We start from the raw sequence: 19,044 nt of genomic DNA on the forward strand, positions 1-19,044 counted from the left end.
AAACGCCGAAAGTACTTGGCTGGAGACGGCCTGGGAGGATAGGAAGCCGCTGATTGCTTAAAGGCACACCTGAGGGTGTGTCTTTTTTGTTGTATGGCTTCCTATCCTCCCAGGGTACCTGGTGAGCAGGGCAGTAGAAGCTGGAGAAGCGAAGCGACGACAGATTCACTGCATCGCTTAGTTCGGAGCGTAAGATGGATATGTAGCGAAGCTACATAAGGCCATCCACAGCGACGAACACCCAGTATCCTGTAGGGAAGAACCGTACATAAGAACTCGCTGATTGTTTAAAGGCACACCTGAGGGTGTGTCTTTTTTTGTTATTTCATAGACTTCTATGATAATCTTGTGAGGGATTTTGTTGATAATACTGATATACTTGTGGTATTCTCATTATGTATGAAAGTAGATGGGAGTGATTATTTTATATGTATAAATATGGCAAGTGCTGTATTAAAAAGTTTTTATATTTCGTTGTTGCATGTATTGCAATATTAGCTGTTTCCATTGGGGTTATGTGGGGACTGTCTGCTGATTATAAATTATATGGTGTGCCGGTACTCAATTATCACCAGATAAATGATGAAAAGCACTCTGCTTTAACACTGCATGTAGATCAATTTAAGGAGCAGATGGAATATCTCCATAATCATGGATACAACACGATTACATTAAATCAGCTATACGATTATTTGCAAAATGGTACAGAATTACCAGATAAGCCAATTGTTATTACCTTCGATGATGGTTATGTAGATAATTATAAACATGCTTTGCCTATATTAAAGGAATATAATATGAAGGCTACATTGTTTATGATTAGCGATGCAGCGAATACGCCTGGTTTCGTTAGTACGGAGCAAATGCGAGAAATGGAGGCAGCAGGCTTTGATATTCAAGGTCATACAAATCATCACAAGATACTAACCCATATGGACCCAACGGAGTTGCCAGATGCAATCTTAGGTGGTAAAACCTCTATGGAAGGTATTCTAGGGGAGCCTATCATTTATTTAGCCTATCCAGGTGGTTTTAATGATATGCTCGTTCAGTATGTTACGAAGCAATCTGGTTATAAGATGGCTTTCACCGTTCAACCAGGTACAGTTAAGCCAGGGGATAATCTCTATGCCTTAGATCGATTAGCTATATTCCAAGGTGATACACCGTATTTATCTTTCTGGTTGCGCCTACATTGCGCACCATTTATTAAGTATTCTTGGGCATTGCGTGATACATTACGCGATAATGGATGGACAACCTTAGCATCTATTATGCCTTTATTCTAGGAGGAATTATGTCTTACGAAGTTGTAGCAAGACCATTACGTGTTGCGGTGTTAACTGTTTCTGATACTCGCACATTGGAAACTGATAAAGGGGGCAACAAGGTTCAAGAGTTTTTAGAGCAAGCGAATCATATTGTGGCAGAACGCAAAATTGTTATTGATGATTATGATTCTATTAGAAACGCTATGATTCCGTGGTGCAATGATGAATCTATCGATGTAATCATCTCTACTGGTGGCACCGGTATTGCCATGCGCGATGTGACAATTGAGGCTGTAAATAGCTTGTATGAAAAGCATATTCCTGGCTTTGGTGAAATCTTTAGATATCTTTCCTACACAGAAGATATCGGCACAAAAGCGATGGCTTCTCGTGCGGAGGCTGGGGTGAACAATAATACATTGATGTTCTCTGTCCCTGGTTCTGTAGGTGCTGTAACATTGGCTATGAGTAAACTCATCATTCCTGAAATGGCGCACCTCGTTCGGGAAATTACAAAATAATATGTTGAGACTGCTCATTATGAGCAGTCTTTTTTTTAGGTATGAAATATTATCATTATAGACACTCAATTTGCCATGTGAGACATAAACTAGATGCATAAAAACTGGTTTGTTTAATTCTCAATATATAAACAATACCATTGCAGTATTGTTTTATTTCGATTATACTAGATTTAGTAATACGTTTGTCCGAGTGCACGAGAAAGGAGACCTTATGAAATTAAATCAGGCCACGGATTATGCATTTCGCATGGTCTTACATATGGCGATGTTACCTTCAGGTACGAAGATAACAGGTGCTGTATTGGCTGAGCAAGAATTGATTCCAGAACGATTTTTGCTCAAGATTATGCGTAGTCTCATTGCAGCAGGGATCATGAAATCCTTCCGCGGTGTAGATGGTGGGTTTGCCCTCAATCGAGACCCTCAAGAGATTTCATTGCTCGATGTAATTAGAGCGGTAGAAGGGGATGCGTATTTACAACGGTGTTTATATGATGCAGGTTCTTGCTCTAAATCTTGTAACGGGCATTGTGCTATAAATGAAGCAATGGGGACGATTCAGCATCAATTAATTGGTCAGTTGAAAGGGGTTAATTTTAAAATCCTCGCTCAACGTGAGCAAACTATTGGGGCAGGGTCCTTACCTTTTTTACAAGCACAATAATACAAGGTTTTTGGTAAAAGCTCATCAAGTGATGTAAGTTTTTTATTCTAAGGAGGAAAACACATGTTTGAAGCTGTAGATTTAGCTCGATTACAATTTGCGCTAACATCTATCTATCACTGGTTGTTTGTGCCGTTCACACTAGGCATGACAGTGATTGTCGCTATCTTAGAGTGGACATATGTGTCTACAGGTAAAGAAGTGTACAAAAAAATGGCAAAATTCTGGGGCAAATTGTTCCTAATTAACTTTGCCATGGGTGTGGTAACTGGTATCGTTCAGGAATTCCATTTCGGTATGAACTGGGCAGAATATTCTCGTTTTATGGGTGACATTTTCGGCGCTCCATTGGCCCTTGAAGCATTAATGGCATTTTTCTTGGAATCTACATTCATGGGTGTTTGGATCTTCGGTTGGGACCGCTTAAATAAAAGTGTTCACGCCCTTGTAGCTACGTTGGTAGCATTAGGTACAAACCTATCTGCCTTCTGGATTCTCGTAGCGAACTCCTTCATGCAACATCCTGTAGGCTTTGTATTGCGCAATGGCCGTGCAGAGATGGAAAACTTCCTGACAATTGTTCAAAATGGCTATGTACCTGGCCAATTCTTCCATATCGTGTTGAATGGTCTATTAACAGCAGGCGTAATCATTATGGCAATCAGTGCATGGCACTTATTGCGTAATAATGCGACAGAATTCTACCGTCGTTCTGCTAAATGGGGCATGGTTATTACCCTTGTATTCGGTACTTTAGGTGCAATGGCAGGTCATCACCAAGGTCAATATATTACAAAAGTACAACCTATGAAAATGGCTGCTATGGAAGCTTTGTGGGAAACACAAGATCCAGCACCATTCTCTTTAGTTGCTAACATCGATACTAAAGCTCAAAAGAACACAAGCGCTCTTGAAATTCCTGGTGGCTTGTCCTTCTTGACTCAAAACTCCTTCACTTCTGGTAAAGTAGAAGGTATCAAAGATCTTCAAGCTAAAGCTGAAGCTCAATACGGTCCTGGTAACTATATTCCAGACGTTCCAGCAATCTTCTGGACATTCCGTATCATGGTTGCAGCTGGTTCCCTTATGTTACTTGTTGCATTCGTAGGTCTTATCCTTAATGCAAAAGACAAACTTGTTGAAAATCGCACATTCTTGAAAATTATGTTCTGGATGTTGCCATTGCCATTTATCGCTCACTCCACTGGTTGGTTTGTAGCTGAAGCGGGCCGTCAACCATGGCTTGTATATGGCTTACAATTAACTGCAGACGGTGCTTCTAAATCCGTTACAGCTCCAGAAATTATGACTACAATCATCGGCTTTACACTTGTGTATATCGTAGCAGCTATTGCGGCTATCTACCTTGCTGTAGAACACATCAAAAAAGGTCCAGATGGTAACCCATCTCACGATGTAGTTGAAAAAGAGGAGGCGAGATTATGGAATTAATTTTTAATAACCTTGAAGTGGTATGGTTTATCTTAATTACTGTACTATTCGCTGGCTTCTTCTTATTAGAAGGTTTTGACTATGGTACTGGTATTTTGTTACCATTCATCGGTAAAACTGACGTTGAACGTCGTCAAATGATCAATGCCTTAGGTCCTGTATGGGACGGTAATGAGGTATGGATGATTACTGCAGGTGGTGCATTATTCGCATCCTTCCCTCATGTATATGCTACATTGTTCAGTGGTTTCTACTTGGCGTTATTCTTGATGCTTGCAGCGCTTATCATGCGTGGCGTAGCATTCGAGTTCCGTTCCAAAAGCCCTAACTTGTTATGGCGTAAAACTTTCGACTACTGCATCTTTTTTGGTTCCTTGATTCCTGCATTATTGTGGGGTGTTACGGTTGGTAACTTGATCCAAGGTACGCCAATCGATGCCAGCATGACGTATGTAGGCACATTCTTTGATTTGTTAAGCCCTTACACAGTGCTTTGTGGCATCGCTTTCATCTTGGTATTCACATACCACGGTGGTTTGTTCACTTCTATCAAGACTGCTGGTGCTGTTTCTGAACGCGCTCGGGCAGCTTCCTTGGTAGTAGGTGTTCCTACAGCTATCGGTGCATTAGCATTGGTAGGTGCAACTTATGTATTTACAGATTTGTTCAACTCCGTATTAGCAATGGTTTGCTTTGCGTTGGCAATCGTGTTCTTCCTTATTTCTTGGGGCGCAACACGTACTCGTAATACAAAATGGGGCTTTGTATTCAGCTCCTTAACCGTTATCTCTGTAACGGCTGCTTACTTTGCTGGTTTGTTCCCTCGCATCATGGTTTCTTCTTTGAATCCTGAGTGGAGCTTAACTATTACAAATGCAAGTAACTCTACTTACACATTGACATTGATGACTTGTGTAGCTTTCGTATTTGTGCCAATTATCTTGGTTTACCAAAGCTGGGTATACTGGACATTCCGTCATCGTGTAACAGAAAAAGACTTACACTATTAATAAAATAGCTTTATAACTCTGGTGAGTTGTAAAATTTAGGTCTCAATGTGAGGCGTGCCGTAGCGGCACGCCTCTTTTTTGTGGTAAGATGAATAATATTGATAAATTTAGATTCATTTGGACTCAATTAGATTATAGTTTAGCTTAATCTGAGTACGACCTAGATAGAGGAAATCTAATCAATTTGAGTTTATATTTTTAGTAGTTTTACCGTAGAGGATAATATGATACAGCGTACCGCTTTTAAAGCGCTGCTAGAACATAAAGGGCAGCTTTTACTACTGGGATTAACCTGCTTAGTAGAAAGTCTGTCCATTGTTGGGCAAGCTTGGTTCTTTGGAACCTTAATTAATAATTTTATATTTTTAGAGAATACCTTAGCTGATGAGATGAATACAATCTCGTATTTGGCTATTGCCATTATTGTGCGATTGTCAGCTCATTATATACAAGAGGCTGTAGCAAATCGTTTGGGCAGTGCTGTGAAAGCATCTTTTAGAGAGCATGCTTTAGAGCATATGTTTAAGCTTGGTGTACAGCATAAGGAGCGTCACGGTGATGTAATTCATTTGCTTACAGATGGTTTGGAACAGGTTGATGCTTATGTAGCTCGTTATATTCCTCAAATCTTATACGCTATTATGATTCCGCTCATCATGGGGATTGCTATCGTAGATGCATTACCGATTATTGGTATTATCTTGATTGTTACGGTGCCATTGATTCCATTCTTTATGATTCTAATCGGTAAGCAAGCTGATCGATTGAATAAAGAGCAATGGGAGCGCATGAGCTTTTTGTCAGGGCATTTCTTAGATGTTCTGCAAGGGATTACTACGCTTAAATTATTTGGTCGTGCAAAAGATCAAATTAAAGTTATTGGTCGCTTATCTGAGGAGTTTAAAGATTCTACTTTAAAAGTATTGCGCGTAGCATTCTTATCAGCATTGGTGCTAGAACTAGTAAGCACTATTAGTACGGCCTTGATTGCAGTATATTTAGGCTTAACCTTGCTAGATGGTGAGATTGCCTTCTTCCCAGCGTTTTTTATTTTGCTATTGGCACCAGAGTTTTATACACCGTTTAGACAATTGGGTGCTGCTTTCCACACGGGAATGGCAGGTAAAACTTCAATTTTAAAATACGAAGACTTTATGAATCGTGAACCATCCTTACCTGTTGGTGGAACCACAAGATTAGATGGTTCTGTAGAACATATTGAGATTAAGGATTTAACTTTTACCTATAAGAATAGTGATAATGGAGTTCGCCAAATAACGCTTGAGGCTAAACGCAATGCACCTATTATGCTCGTTGGTGAAAGTGGGGCGGGCAAGTCCACTATTGCACATATTGTAGGCGGGTTCTTGCAAGCGCCGCTTGGTACAGTGACAGTAGATGGTCATGATATATGTGATTTAAATATCGACTGGTGGCGTCAACAAATTACCTATGTATCTCAACATCCACACATTATGAAAGGCACCTTGCGTGAGGTTCTATCCTTTGGCATGGATGTAAGTGATAAAGAAATTCTTGATGCTTGTAAAGAGGTTCAACTCTTAGATGTCATCAGTCGTCATGCTGACGGTCTTGATGCGGTCATCGGAGAAGGTGGTTTAGGTTTAAGTGGTGGTGAGCGTCAACGGGTTGCCTTAGCACGTGCATTCTTACGGAAGGGGCAGGTGCTGATTCTCGATGAAGTAACGGCCCACTTAGATGTAAAAACGGAATCTATCATTAGTACAGCTATTCAACGATTGATGAAGGATAAGCTTGTCATCATTATCGGGCATCGCTTACAAACGATGCACTGGGCTTCTAAACTATATGTTTTAAAACAAGGCATCATTATTCAACAAGGCTCTTATGAAGAGCTAGTTGCTGTGGATGGTTATTTTAAAGACCTCGTAGCATCTGGCTTGGGACAATTCTCTTCTGCCATAGAAGAAGAATTAAAAGCAGGTAAACATTCAACTGCGCAACATATACCTGCTATGGATGAAACTCTGAAACAGGCGTGTATTGCTGATGCTCAGAAACAGGAAGTTGTTACTGATGCGGTGACTAAATCATCTACACTTGATAAACATGATGTGAAGAGACAGAAAATGGGCTTACAAGGGTGGAAGCTATTATTCACAGTTCTAAGTCCTGCTAAGTGGTCCTTAGTGTTAGCCTTGATATTTACATTCCTCACGGTCTTCATGAATGTAGGTTTGTTAACTGTTTCATCTTGGTTACTAGCGTCGGCTGCGTTACAACCAGGTCTTACCTATTTAAGTCTTGCTATCGTAGGGGTTCGTTTCTTTGGTGTTAGTCGTGCAGTATGTCGTTATTTTGAACGTTACACATCGCATCGTATGGCATTCCAAGGTCTCTATGGTTTACGCCTATGGTTCTATGCACATTTAGAGCCATTAGCACCGGCTATTTTAAAACGATTTGGTGCCGGTGATATGCTAGGTCGCATTATGGGGGATATAGAGGTATTACAATTTTTCTACTTGCGAACTCTGATTCCACCTGTAGCAGCCATTGCTTTGACGGCGTTAGTTGCTTATGGAGCATCTACGATTGATGATAGCTTGGTTATGCCAATTTTAATGGCAGCTCTTGTTTTAGGGGTAGTAGTACCATTAGTTGTTTACGCCCATAATAAACAATCTCTACGTGCTATTGGGCCTAAACAAGGAGACTATAAAGCACTGTTAAGTGATACTATGGATAGCCTCGAAGACGTTATTAGCTATGGCAATGAAAATCTTGTATATAAACGAATTCAACAGATGATGAGACATGTTGACGGGCATAAAGGAAATATTGATCGCGGTATGAACTTAGGCAACACATTATTCCTAGGCGGCGTTCAGTTAACTGTTGTTGTGGTAGCGATTATGGCTGCTAATGCATTAACTGGGGCGTGGGCTAGCGTAATGGTGGCAGTGGCCGCTATTGGTACGCAAGCTTGGTTTGAAGCATTACAACCGATGATTGCAGCGGTCCATCACGGTGCTGAAAGTAAAGTAGCCACAAGCCGTCTTATAGCACTTGCAAATGAGCCATTACCGGTTGTGGAGCCATCAGAACCTAAGCCATTTAATCCGAATCGAGATATTACTTTTACAAATGTGTCCTTTGGCTATGATCATGCGCATACTATCTACGAGAACCTTAGATTGGATATTAAACAAGGTCAGTCGATTGCCATCGTGGGTGCCAGTGGTTCCGGTAAGACTACATTATTTAATATGCTAGAGCGTTTATATGATTACAACGGCTCTATCCATGTGGGCGATGTAGAATTAAAGGATATTTCTATGGATACCTGGCGTAATGCATTAGGTACCATTACTCAGGACACCTATATTTTCCATGCGTCCTTTGGTGATAACATTCGCCTTGCCAGACCGGAAGCAACAGCTGATGAGTTAGAGCAAGCCATACACCGTGCATCCTTGCAAAATGTTGTAGATAAGCTGTCTGATGGTATACATACAATCGTTGGTAGTGGTGGACATGGACTAAGTGGCGGTGAACGTCAACGTGTGGCGTTAGCGAGATTATTTTTGCGAAACCCTCAAATTGTTTTATTAGATGAACCACTAGAAGGCTTAGATCAAGTAACTCGAAAAGCTTTACATCGCGATTTGATGCACTACGTAGAAGGTAAAACATGCTTATACATTACGCATCAACTAGAAGGTTTAGAACAAATGGATCGCATATTATTTATGGATAAAGGTGAAATTGTAGAAGATGGCACCTATGAAGAGCTCATTGCGTTGCGTGGTCATTTCTACGAATATTGCTATCTATCTATGGCAAGTATTCAATAAAATTTAATATCCGTAAAAGTATCTATTATAATTATTAACTTATAATAGGTAGTATATTAAACTATAGTAATAAAGCCCCTTGCGCCATGCAAAAGGGGCTTTATGTATGCCGATATTTAATAGTAGATATGGGAGTCTTTTATCGATAAATCATGCAATATATGGTATAATTTTTATGTAAAAGCTATTTTATCTTATCCTTGGAGGGATTATGACTAAAATCTTCACCAAATTACGAGCATTGGTGGATGAAGCATTATCTGATCGTGATACGACGGTGAAAAAGGAAAGCCCTGTTCAACAAGTACCTTTAGAACAAGATTTATTTGATCATCGTTTGTTATTTATAGAAGAAGACGTGGTTAATCGCATGTTGCGTGCCGCTCTTCGGAATCATAAGTTCTTTTATTCTATAACTTTTGAGTTTGAACCAAATAATCAAATATTCCTATCTATTATTACTAAATGGGGGAATGTGATTACCGCTGAATTTATTTTAGAAGACTTATGGTTTGATGATTACTCATCATCCTTTGCAATTCGGCTCGATACAGAGAATTTAGATACTGGTGGATTTATTTTAAATTCCATCTTACACTTACTAGGTAACTGGTGCCTTAGTCTTTTTGGCATCTTTTTTAATCCTATTGCATTAGGCGAAAAGGGATCTACTGTACGCTTTGAAAAAAAAGGTATTATTCGCTTTGATTTAATACCCAATACGCAACTTAAAAAGTTTATACCTTTGCCAGAACGCTCCATAGGGAGTGTGGGCCCTGTACTTTTAGGTAATCCTCGAACAAGTCAATCGGTATTACAAATAGATTATTATGCATTTCATGATCCAGTAGATACATTTACGGTGCCAGATGTACCAATTCGTACTAGTTGGCTTCGATCCATTGATATTGCGGCAGTGCTCTTAATGCCGATTGGTGTATGGATTACCTATATCTTTGCGCATAATTACTTACCAACTGAAACACTAGAATTTTCATTCTCTACTTACTTCTTAATATCTTTGGGGATTTTTATTCTTTCTTTACTACTAATGAATACACCACGATATTTGTATATGTATTTTGACTCTAGAAAACAATGGCAAAGTGCGTTTGTTCATAACAATATCAAGATTCAAATGCGTAAGCTCCATCGGCGCATCTTCATGCAGCAAGCTACATTGACCTCTGATAGCGGTGAGTGTAATGCCGCTGAAGGTCAAGAGCGTATTAAACGTTTATTGCTGCAAATCCGGGATAAGCGCTTCCTAGAAAATAGACTTAAGATTTCTGATGATGATAGAGCGCGCAAACAAAAGGTTAAGTTTATTATTGCTTATATCCTTTGTACTATGATAGAGTTGATGTTATTGACTTGAGTTTGTAAAGAATCAGGTTGTAACTCTTTTAAATTATTTATGGTATAGCTATTAAGGTAATAAAGAACTATATATAATAAGACATGTGATAAATAAAAAACGTATCTCTTTATGAAGAGATACGTTTTTTATGTATTATTTGTTATCGTTTTTTACGTCGTTTACGCACCGTTTTGCGGATTTCTTTTTCCGTATGCGATATGGACGGTTGCATCGACTCATAAGTTGGTCGATTTACAGGCATAAATGGTGGGTTACCATATTGGTTTGGTTCTGGTTGACCAGGCAATACCCAGAATAGGAAACCGATGAGCCATATGAAGAGTTCAAGCAAGTAATTGAATGGAGATACAGCAGAGTAGGTATTGATGAAGATCATAATTACCGACCAGAGAATCCCTGCCCATGCATTAAAGCCGATGTCGTGAATACGACGACCAAATAAAATGCAAGATAATGGGAAGAGGGCTGCTAGTAAAATCCAAATAATAACTCTTGTAAACCAGTATGCAGGTAAAGAGACAACAAAGTCCAAGAATAGATCATCGATATAGTGGACGATGTGGAATAGAATCATCAGAGCGATAAAGCATATGATGAATTGTAGTCGATTTAACCGTCCCGTGAGGTTAAAAATCGATAAGCCCATGCGACGCCCTTGGAATGCAATGAGTAAACCGATGGCACATATGAGCAATGTTCGTAATACAACATAGAGTAAATCCATAAGTTCCCCTTTATGTATAGCTTATAGTTGAGTTAATTCTGGCAAGACTAGCTCAAATGCTACACCATGTTTCATTGATTTTACAGTATCTACTGTAGCTTGAATTGCTTTAGTAGTAAAATTCATTGCCAGTTCTGCTGCATCATAAGGTGAATATCCCCTCATTACTGCACCTGATAATACAGCGGTGAAAATATCTCCGGTTCCGGTTGCTTTTACAGGGACAAGAGGTATAGAGTAGGTTTTTAAAAAGTCTGTAGGCCCATCATAGACGGCGATGACCGCATGTGTTTCCGATGGAACGCTTGTCATGATAACCATGTCAGGCCCCATGTGATGTAATTGTTTACAACGATCACGCAATTCATCATCATTAATAGGATCTGTAGAAAATGGAATATCTAATAAGAAGCAAGTCTCTGTATAATTGGGCTTTACAATATGAGCCTTGGAAACAAGTTGGCGCATAGCTACCACCATATCAGGAGTGTAGATTGAATAGAGGCGACCATCGTCCGCCATAGCTGGATCGACGATGACCATTTGCCCATTATTGCCAAAACGGTCGATTGCTTCCTCCACAAGGTGGATTTGTTCTGGCGATGCCAAGAAACCGCTTACAATAGCGTGAAAGTCGATTTCGTTTTTATCCCAACAGTCCATGAAATCCCTCATGTGAGCCGATAAATCTACAAACTCATAATGGGGATACTCCAAGTGATTGCTCAAAACGGCTGTAGCCAAAGGTACTGCCTGGCAGCGCATAGCACTGATAATGGGAATCATAACGGTTAGGGCACAGCGGCCGATTGAGCTCATATCTTGAATTGTTAATACTCTAGGTACTGCTGTCATAGACACCTCCAATTAATTATATATTTTATTGTACGTTATGTACGGCTTTCTGTAAATGTAATGATGCTATTCATGAAATTAACTTCATAATGTAGTATAATAAAACGGATAGACTTTTAATGGAGGATAGTGAAATGACAAGGTATGTATTTCGACGCCTAGGTGGCGCAATCATAATCTTATGGGTCATCATTACTGTAACATTTGCATTAATGCATGCAATTCCGGGGGGACCTTTTACAACAGAAAAGAAATTACCGCCTCAGGTGAAAGCAAGCATCGAAGCAAAGTATCATCTTGATGATCCCCTGTGGAAGCAGTATGGAGATTATTTAGGTGGTGTTATTACCGGCGATTTGGGACCATCATTTAAGTATGAAGGTCGTAGTGTGAACGACATTATTAGTGATGCATTCCCAATCTCTGCTCAGCTAGGCTTGTTATCGTTAATGGTAGCTGTAGTGGGTGGTATTACAGCAGGGGCCATTAGTGCTATGCGACCGAATAGTATTGTAGACTATGCTGTAACTGTATTATCTACACTGGGTATTTCAGTGCCTACATTCATTATCGGTGCTGTTCTTGTATATGTAGTAGGCTTTGAGCTTGGATGGTTCCCCGTAGCTTTATGGCGCGGTCCATCTTATATGGTGTTGCCCGTTTTAACATTAGCGGCACAACCGATGGCCTTTATTGCTCGTTTGACACGTAGTGGCTTGCTTGATGTATATCAACAAGAGTATATTCGTACAGCCCGGGCAAAAGGGTTAGATTCTTGGACTATTTTGACTCGCCATGCGCTAGGCAATGCGATTTTACCAGTTATTACGTACTTAGGCCCATTGGCGGCGAGCCTCTTAACAGGTAGCTTTATCGTAGAAACTATTTTTGCCATTCCAGGCCTAGGACAATATTTCGTAACATCCATTTATAACCGTGATTACACTGTTATTTTGGGCATTACGATTTTCTATAGTGCGCTAGTAGTATTTCTTAATATTTTAGTGGACATGATTTATCCATTAATCGATCCACGTGTGACAACAGAGGAGGGGACAGATGAATAAGGAAGATTTTTTACCTATTGAACGGGCCCCTCAAGAAGAACTGACTAGTTTTATTAAGCGCCCTAGTAAATGGGAGCGGTTCAAGGTGAATCGCTTGGCTGTAGTCGGGGCAAGCATCATTTTTGTGATGATTGTATTGGCTATTTTAGGCCCCATAATTTCACCATATACCTATGCGGATCAATCCTTAATCGATGCCAACCAAAGTCCAAGTTTTAGTCACTGGTTTGGTACAGATACATTGGGCCGCGATATTTATACCCGCGTTATGTATGGTGCTCGTATTTCCTTGACTATTGGTTTTGTAGCGGCTTTCATCAACCTAGTAATCGGCGTTACTTACGGTGGTATTGCAGGTTATATGGGTGGCAAGGTTGACCGTATCATGATGGGCATCGTAGATATTTTGTACGGTATTCCACTCTTGTTATACGTAATTTTGCTAATGGTTGTATTAGGCCCTGGCCTTACATCTATTTTCGTAGCACTAGGCATTGCGTACTGGCTCAACATGGCCCGTATCGTACGTAGCCAAATTTTGAAAGTTAAAAACGAAGAATACATCATCGCTGCAGAAGCTATGGGTATTCCAAAGCATCGCATTTTATTGCGTCATATTTTGCCGAACTGTGTGGGGCCAATTATCATTACCTTAACATTGGCTATTCCAGAGGCTATTTTTACAGAAGCATTCCTTAGCTTTATCGGTCTAGGTGTAAATGCACCGATGGCAAGTTGGGGGGTACTTGCTTCTGAAGGGATTAGTAGCATGCGCTCTTATCCATTCCAATTGATTTTCCCTGCTGTTGCTATTAGCGTTACCATGCTTGGTTTCGCATTCCTTGGCGACGGCTTACGCAATGTATTAGACCCTAAGGAAGGAGATAGATAATGAATAACGCAATTGTTGATGTGCGCAATGTATCCATTACCATCGAAACCTTTCAAGGTCCATTACGAGTGATTCGCAATCAAGATATTTCCTTACAGCCTGGTGAGATTTTAGGGATTGTAGGTGAATCTGGTTGTGGTAAATCTGTTTTGGTGAATTCCTTAATGGGTTTGTTGCCTTATGGTAAAACTAAAATTAAAGCGGACAAATTCATGATTGATGGTCATGATTGTATAGACTTTACTGAAGAAGATTGGAATGAACTTCGTGGTACTACAGTTGCCATGGTATTCCAGGATCCGATGACCTCTTTAAATCCAATCATGACGATTGGGGAGCAAATGTATGAGGTTATCCATCGTACTAATGCTTACGGTGAAGAGTACGATGAAAAAGCCATTGCCATCGACTTATTGAAGAAAATGGGCCTTTCTACACCGGAAAGACGTTTATCTCAATATCCTCACGAGTTGAGTGGTGGTATGCGCCAACGCGTATGTATCGCCATGGCTGTAGCGGGGCGTCCAAAGATTTTGATTTGTGATGAGCCTACTACAGCACTTGATATTACTACAGAGGCACAAATTTTGCGCCTTATGCAAACATTAGCCGTAGAGGCTGGTATTGGTATTATCTTTATTTCTCACAACTTACGCGTTATCGCTCAAATTTGTGACCGTGTTATGGTTATGTATGCAGGTAAATGCGTTGAGTCTGCTACGGTAGAAGGCATCTTTAACGAACCTCGTCATCCTTATACCTTGGGCTTATTACTAGCATTGCCGCAAGGAAAGTGGCATGGCGAGTTGAAAGCCGTTGAAGGTCAACCGCCAGATCTATTTGATTTGCCGAGAGGGTGTGCGTTTAACCCGCGTTGTAAATGGGCTATGCGTATTTGTGGTAATCGGATTCCTACGGTTACAAATGTTGGTGAGAATCATCAATTTACATGTTGGTTAGCTAAGTTGGAGGGACTTTAATGAGTTACGTATGGGAGACTGACAATCTCGTTAAAGAGTTCACCCTGTCAGGCGGCTTGTTTAAGCCAAAACACACGGTACATGCTGTACAAGGCGTGAGCCTATATCAATCACCTGGGGAAACCCTTGGTATCGTAGGAGAGTCTGGATGTGGTAAATCCACATTTGGCTACACTTTGATGGGTTTACATCAAGCTACATCTGGTTCCATTTATATGAATGGTCGTCACATTGATCCTTATGTGGAGAGACAAGCTGTTCATCCAGTGATGCAAATGGTATTCCAAAATCCTTACGCATCCCTTAATCCACGACTTACGGTGAATGCTATTTTAGAAGAGCCTTTAGAACTAGATTCAAAGTATACACCGCGTGATCGCGTTATTCGTGTAAAAGAGGTGCTCGACCAAGTTGGATTGAATATGTCCTTTGGTGAGCGTTACGCTCATGAATTATCTGGCGGTCAACGCCAACGTATCGGTATTGCACGGGCTCTAATTATGCAGCCTCAATGTATCATCTGTGATGAACCGATTTCTGCACTAGATGTATCGATTCAAGTGCAGATTATGACATTGCTTGAACGTTTGCAAGCCGAGCATGGCATTTCGTACCTCTTTATTTCTCATGATTTAAACATGGTGCGCTACATTAGTCATCGCATGGTTGTTATGTACTTGGGTGCTGTTATGGAAGAAGGTCCAGCATTGGACTTGTATGAATTCCCACAACATCCGTACACCCGTGCCTTGACGGCCTTAAATGGCCCAGTTATGCCACATGCACCAATTGGGGCCCCTCTAAAAGGAGACCCACCAAATCCACTAGATCCGCCAAAAGGCTGTTTGTTTAGTGGTCGATGCCCAGAAGCGGAAGGTCGTTGCTTTACAGAGCGTCCACCGCTTCGCGATTGGGCTGATCGCCGCATCGCATGCTGGCACATATAATGGGAGAATAGTATGGAAAAACTAATTGTTGGTAAGTCCTTAGAAAATCAACTTGATACGGTTATTAAAGAATTGGCACCTACAGGGAATATATCCTATGTAGTATTGCAATTTGATGATGAAGAAGAACCGACACTTATCGCATCTAAAGGTGAAAATATAGTTCATTCTAGTGCGAGTTTGATTAAGGTGCTCATCATGGAATATGTCTTTCATTTAGCTCGCACTGAGCAGTTGGACCTTAATGATACGGTGCCTTTATCTAAAACTCCACGCGTTGAAGGTGGTGGGGCACTGCAAGAGCTTGTAGGTAAACATAGCTTTACGTATCTTGAGTTATGCCGTCTCATGATGGTGCTCAGCGATAATATAGCAACGAATTTGCTCATCACTGTACTTGGTATGGAAAATATTAATGCTCGTGCTGAGAAACTCGGTGTTGATGAGATTGAATTAAATCGTATGATGATGGACTTTGATGCGTTAGCTGAGGGTCGAGATAACCATATGACTGCTATGGCCTTAGCTCGTCTGTATAAACACATTTTTGAATATCGTGATAGAGACGCTTATGGCTGTGAAATGTGGAATATTTTAGGCCGCCAACAATTCCGTGATATCTTGCCATTTTACTGGGGCGAAGGCGTACGCTTTCACCATAAAACAGGTTCCCTTGATCGCGTAGAGCATGATGGGGGCGTGTTAGAAACATTAAGAGGTCATTTTTGCTTTATCTTGTTGATGAGCGATATTGATAATGACCGCGGTAAAGAGTTAGGCGCTCAAGTTGGGCGCATCATGAAAGTATTTGTAGAGGAAGCATTGCCATGATGGATAAACGAAATTTGTTAAAACTCATGGTCCTTGCTCTAGGGGTGAGTGTGCTCTTGTTCGTATTTGGTTACCCTCGTGGGGTCCAACCAATCGATGAGCATACAATCCGTTATGTTATTGAGCAGGAACCATCCACATTGGATCCCGCAAAGTCTACTACCTCTCCGGAGGCTACGGTTCAACTTCAACTATTTGATGGTCTAGTTCGTCTTAATGATGAAAGTGAACCAGAAGCAGCACTTGCAAAAAAATGGGAAATCTCCGATGATGGTCGTGAGTATACCTTCCATTTACGACCTGATTTAAAATGGTCCAATGGAGAGCCTTTGACGGCTCATGATTTTGAATACGCTTGGAAACGCGTATTAGACCCTGAAGTCCATGCGGACAATGCATATATGTTATATGTATTAAAAAATGGTGAAGCCTTTAATAGTGGCGACGCTAAAGCAGAAGATGTTGGTGTTAAGGCCATCGATGACGATACATTGGTAGTTACCTTAGAAAATCCAACAGCATATTTCTTGAAATTACTAGCAGCTCATAGTTTCTATCCAGTGAGCAAAAAAGCTGTAGATGCTCATGAAAATTGGGCTGCTAATGCTGAAACTATGGTATCTAATGGTCCATACCGCTTGTTGTCTTGGAAGCATAATGGGGAAATGGATTTCATCAAGAATCCTAACTATTGGGATGCAGAATCTGTGAAAACAGAGAAGATGAATTGGCCTATTAGTGAATCCCAAAGCACACGCCTTACATTGGTTGAAGGTGGCGAGGCAGATATGATGGTTGAGCCCCCTGTAGCGGATCAAAAACGCTTAGAAGAGGCTGGTCTATTACATATCGGTCCTATGCTTGGTAACTATTACTACGTATTTAATGTAAAGGCTGACCCTTTCACAAATCCAGATGTACGTAAAGCATTCTCCATGGTTATCAACCGCGCGAACATTGTTAACAACATCGTTCGCGGTGGTAAAGAAGCGGCTTATGCCTTCGTACCGTATGGCATGCTGGAAAGTAATGGTCGTGAAGACTTCCGTGAAGCTGGTAGTTATTTGGTTTACGAAGACGTAGAACAAGCTAAAGAAATTTTGAAAAAAGCAGGTTACGATAAGAACCATCCATTACCTCAAATTACGATTTTGTATAATACAAGTGAGTTGCATAAATCTATTGCCGAAGCAATTCAAGATGCATGGGTAAATGCTTTTGATGCTGATGTACGCTTACAAAATCAAGAGACAAAGGTATTCTTAGCAGACCGTGAAGCTGGCAAATACCAAGTAGCTCGTGCTTCTTGGGTTGCTGACTATAGTGATCCGCAAAACTTCTTAGAAGTATTCTCTGCAGAAGATAATGATGGTCAGTACCACAGTGATGAGTACAATGAATTGATTGCACGTATTCGTATAACGCCAAATGGTGCGGCTCGAGATGCATTGATGCATGAAGCAGAAAAGATGATTTTTGATGAATCTCTTGTAATGCCGTTGTACTTCACAACACAACCTTATGTAACGAACGGAACGATTCAAAATTATTTCTGGACTACATTAGGCCTTGTTGACTTTAAAAAAGCATACAAATAAGATACACTTAAGACGTACACTATGTGTACGTCTTTTGTTGTATTTTATGAGGATATATGAACTGGATTGAACCAAAACGTTTAGCATCGGGAATGACCATAGGTATTATGGCACCTGCCAGTGCAAGCGATGAAGATTTACATAAAATAGAAGAAATTTGTGTCTCAAAAGGCTATAAGGTATTATGGGGTGATAGTGTACATCGTAAGGGCCTCTATGGTGGTACTCCTGAGGAGCAAGCTACAGAGTTTCAATATATGATGACTACAGCCCCTTGTGATGCGGTGCTAGCCTTGCGTGGTGGGTATGGTACGATGCGGTATTTAGAACAATTAGACTATACAGCGATTCGTAAGTATCGTAAGGCTTTTATTGGTTATAGCGATTGTACAGCACTTCATATGGCTATTAACCGATATAGTCGACTTATTACGTATCATGGCCCTATGGGCGTAGATTTTAAGCCTGAACGAAAAGCAGATATTGATGCCTTATTTAATACCGTAGAAGGTAAATTACAAGTTATTGAACCATTACCTGAACCCCCTCGAGGTGCCATTGGCACTGACCTTGGTGATGGGGTTTTACGCGGTGGCAATATGACAATGCTATCTATGCTATTGGGAACACCTTATTTTTTAGAGGATGAGTCTTGGGAGGATACCTTACTATTCATTGAAGATGTAGGGGAGGCTCCTTATAAGCTAGATCGCATGTTGCAACAATTTCGTCTCAGCGGTTTATTGAGCCGCATTAAAGGTTTAGTCATCGGTACTTTTACAAATTGCGAAGGCGACGAAGATGAAGTTGATTATGATTTGGGCTATGAAGCGTTGCGGTACATGGAGGAAAATCGAAATTCTGAATTACCAGAACCTTTTGTGTGCTATGTGCCAACAGGCCATGGATCGCCGCATCAAACCTTGCCATTAGGAGCAACGATTAGTTTTAGATATATTTCTAATACCATTATCGTTCATCCTTATACGAAATAGGAGACAAATGTTAG

16 protein-coding genes are annotated in these 19,044 nt (G+C 40.6%); 14 read left to right on the forward strand and 2 right to left on the reverse strand.

The genetic code is table 11. The features are described 5' to 3' along the window. Positions 1-428: 428 nt before the first annotated feature. From RYM16_RS05450 to RYM16_RS05480, 7 genes are all read left to right on the forward strand, one after another. Positions 429-1,289, forward strand: coding sequence for a polysaccharide deacetylase family protein (locus RYM16_RS05450; protein ID WP_314982804.1), 861 nt, complete (start codon positions 429-431; stop codon positions 1,287-1,289). Positions 1,290-1,297: 8 nt separating this feature from the next. After that, entirely contained in the window at positions 1,298-1,792 is a 495-nt protein-coding gene (locus RYM16_RS05455; RefSeq protein WP_009352619.1) for a molybdenum cofactor biosynthesis protein B, read from the forward strand. A gap of 214 nt (positions 1,793-2,006) precedes the next feature. Beyond that, entirely contained in the window at positions 2,007-2,459 is a 453-nt protein-coding gene (locus RYM16_RS05460; RefSeq protein WP_227283337.1) for an Rrf2 family transcriptional regulator, read from the forward strand. A gap of 63 nt (positions 2,460-2,522) precedes the next feature. Then, entirely contained in the window at positions 2,523-3,911 is a 1,389-nt protein-coding gene (locus RYM16_RS05465) for a cytochrome ubiquinol oxidase subunit I (RefSeq protein WP_265137649.1), read from the forward strand. Further along, positions 3,902-4,921, forward strand: a complete 1,020-nt coding sequence (gene cydB, locus RYM16_RS05470; protein WP_314982805.1) for a cytochrome d ubiquinol oxidase subunit II — start codon at positions 3,902-3,904, stop codon at positions 4,919-4,921. The genes RYM16_RS05465 and cydB overlap by 10 nt, the downstream gene beginning before the upstream one ends. Positions 4,922-5,145: 224 nt before the next feature. Then, complete coding sequence (gene cydD, locus RYM16_RS05475; RefSeq protein ID WP_314982807.1) at positions 5,146-8,760, forward strand: thiol reductant ABC exporter subunit CydD; 3,615 nt, start codon at positions 5,146-5,148, stop codon at positions 8,758-8,760. A gap of 211 nt (positions 8,761-8,971) precedes the next feature. Then, positions 8,972-10,138, forward strand: coding sequence for a hypothetical protein (locus tag RYM16_RS05480; protein ID WP_274204073.1), 1,167 nt, complete (start codon positions 8,972-8,974; stop codon positions 10,136-10,138). A 142-nt stretch (positions 10,139-10,280) separates the two neighbouring features. Here RYM16_RS05480 and RYM16_RS05485 read toward each other — a convergent pair whose 3' ends face one another. Next, positions 10,281-10,865, reverse strand: a complete 585-nt coding sequence (locus RYM16_RS05485; protein WP_314982808.1) for a DUF805 domain-containing protein — start codon at positions 10,863-10,865, stop codon at positions 10,281-10,283. A gap of 21 nt (positions 10,866-10,886) precedes the next feature. After that, positions 10,887-11,720, reverse strand: a complete 834-nt coding sequence (locus RYM16_RS05490) for a pyridoxamine kinase (protein WP_314982810.1) — start codon at positions 11,718-11,720, stop codon at positions 10,887-10,889. A gap of 134 nt (positions 11,721-11,854) precedes the next feature. Here RYM16_RS05490 and RYM16_RS05495 point away from each other — a divergent pair, with 134 nt between their 5' ends. The 7 genes from RYM16_RS05495 to RYM16_RS05525 are packed head-to-tail and all read left to right on the forward strand — an operon-like array spanning position 11,855 to position 19,030. After that, complete coding sequence (locus RYM16_RS05495; protein ID WP_314982811.1) at positions 11,855-12,787, forward strand: ABC transporter permease; 933 nt, start codon at positions 11,855-11,857, stop codon at positions 12,785-12,787. Continuing rightward, positions 12,780-13,679 carry an ABC transporter permease gene (locus tag RYM16_RS05500; RefSeq protein ID WP_314982813.1) on the forward strand — a complete coding sequence of 300 codons (900 nt, stop codon included), beginning with the start codon at positions 12,780-12,782 and terminating at the stop codon, positions 13,677-13,679. Before RYM16_RS05495 ends, RYM16_RS05500 begins: the two co-directional genes overlap by 8 nt. Beyond that, positions 13,679-14,659, forward strand: a complete 981-nt coding sequence (locus tag RYM16_RS05505) for an ABC transporter ATP-binding protein (protein WP_314982815.1) — start codon at positions 13,679-13,681, stop codon at positions 14,657-14,659. Before RYM16_RS05500 ends, RYM16_RS05505 begins: the two co-directional genes overlap by 1 nt. Continuing rightward, positions 14,659-15,606 (forward strand): oligopeptide/dipeptide ABC transporter ATP-binding protein, encoded by a 948-nt coding sequence (locus RYM16_RS05510; protein WP_314982817.1) that lies wholly within the window; start codon positions 14,659-14,661, stop codon positions 15,604-15,606. Before RYM16_RS05505 ends, RYM16_RS05510 begins: the two co-directional genes overlap by 1 nt. 12 nt (positions 15,607-15,618) lie before the next feature. Then, a complete protein-coding gene (locus RYM16_RS05515) occupies positions 15,619-16,437 on the forward strand; it encodes a serine hydrolase (RefSeq protein ID WP_314982818.1) in 819 nt (272 codons plus the stop codon). Further along, entirely contained in the window at positions 16,434-18,035 is a 1,602-nt protein-coding gene (locus RYM16_RS05520; protein WP_314982821.1) for a peptide ABC transporter substrate-binding protein, read from the forward strand. The genes RYM16_RS05515 and RYM16_RS05520 overlap by 4 nt, the downstream gene beginning before the upstream one ends. A 56-nt stretch (positions 18,036-18,091) precedes the next feature. Next, complete coding sequence (locus tag RYM16_RS05525) at positions 18,092-19,030, forward strand: LD-carboxypeptidase (protein ID WP_314982823.1); 939 nt, start codon at positions 18,092-18,094, stop codon at positions 19,028-19,030. Positions 19,031-19,044: the final 14 nt, after the last annotated feature.

Origin of the sequence: uncultured Veillonella sp. (assembly GCF_963524655.1) — a bacterium.
In the GTDB taxonomy this organism is placed as follows: domain Bacteria; phylum Bacillota; class Negativicutes; order Veillonellales; family Veillonellaceae; genus Veillonella.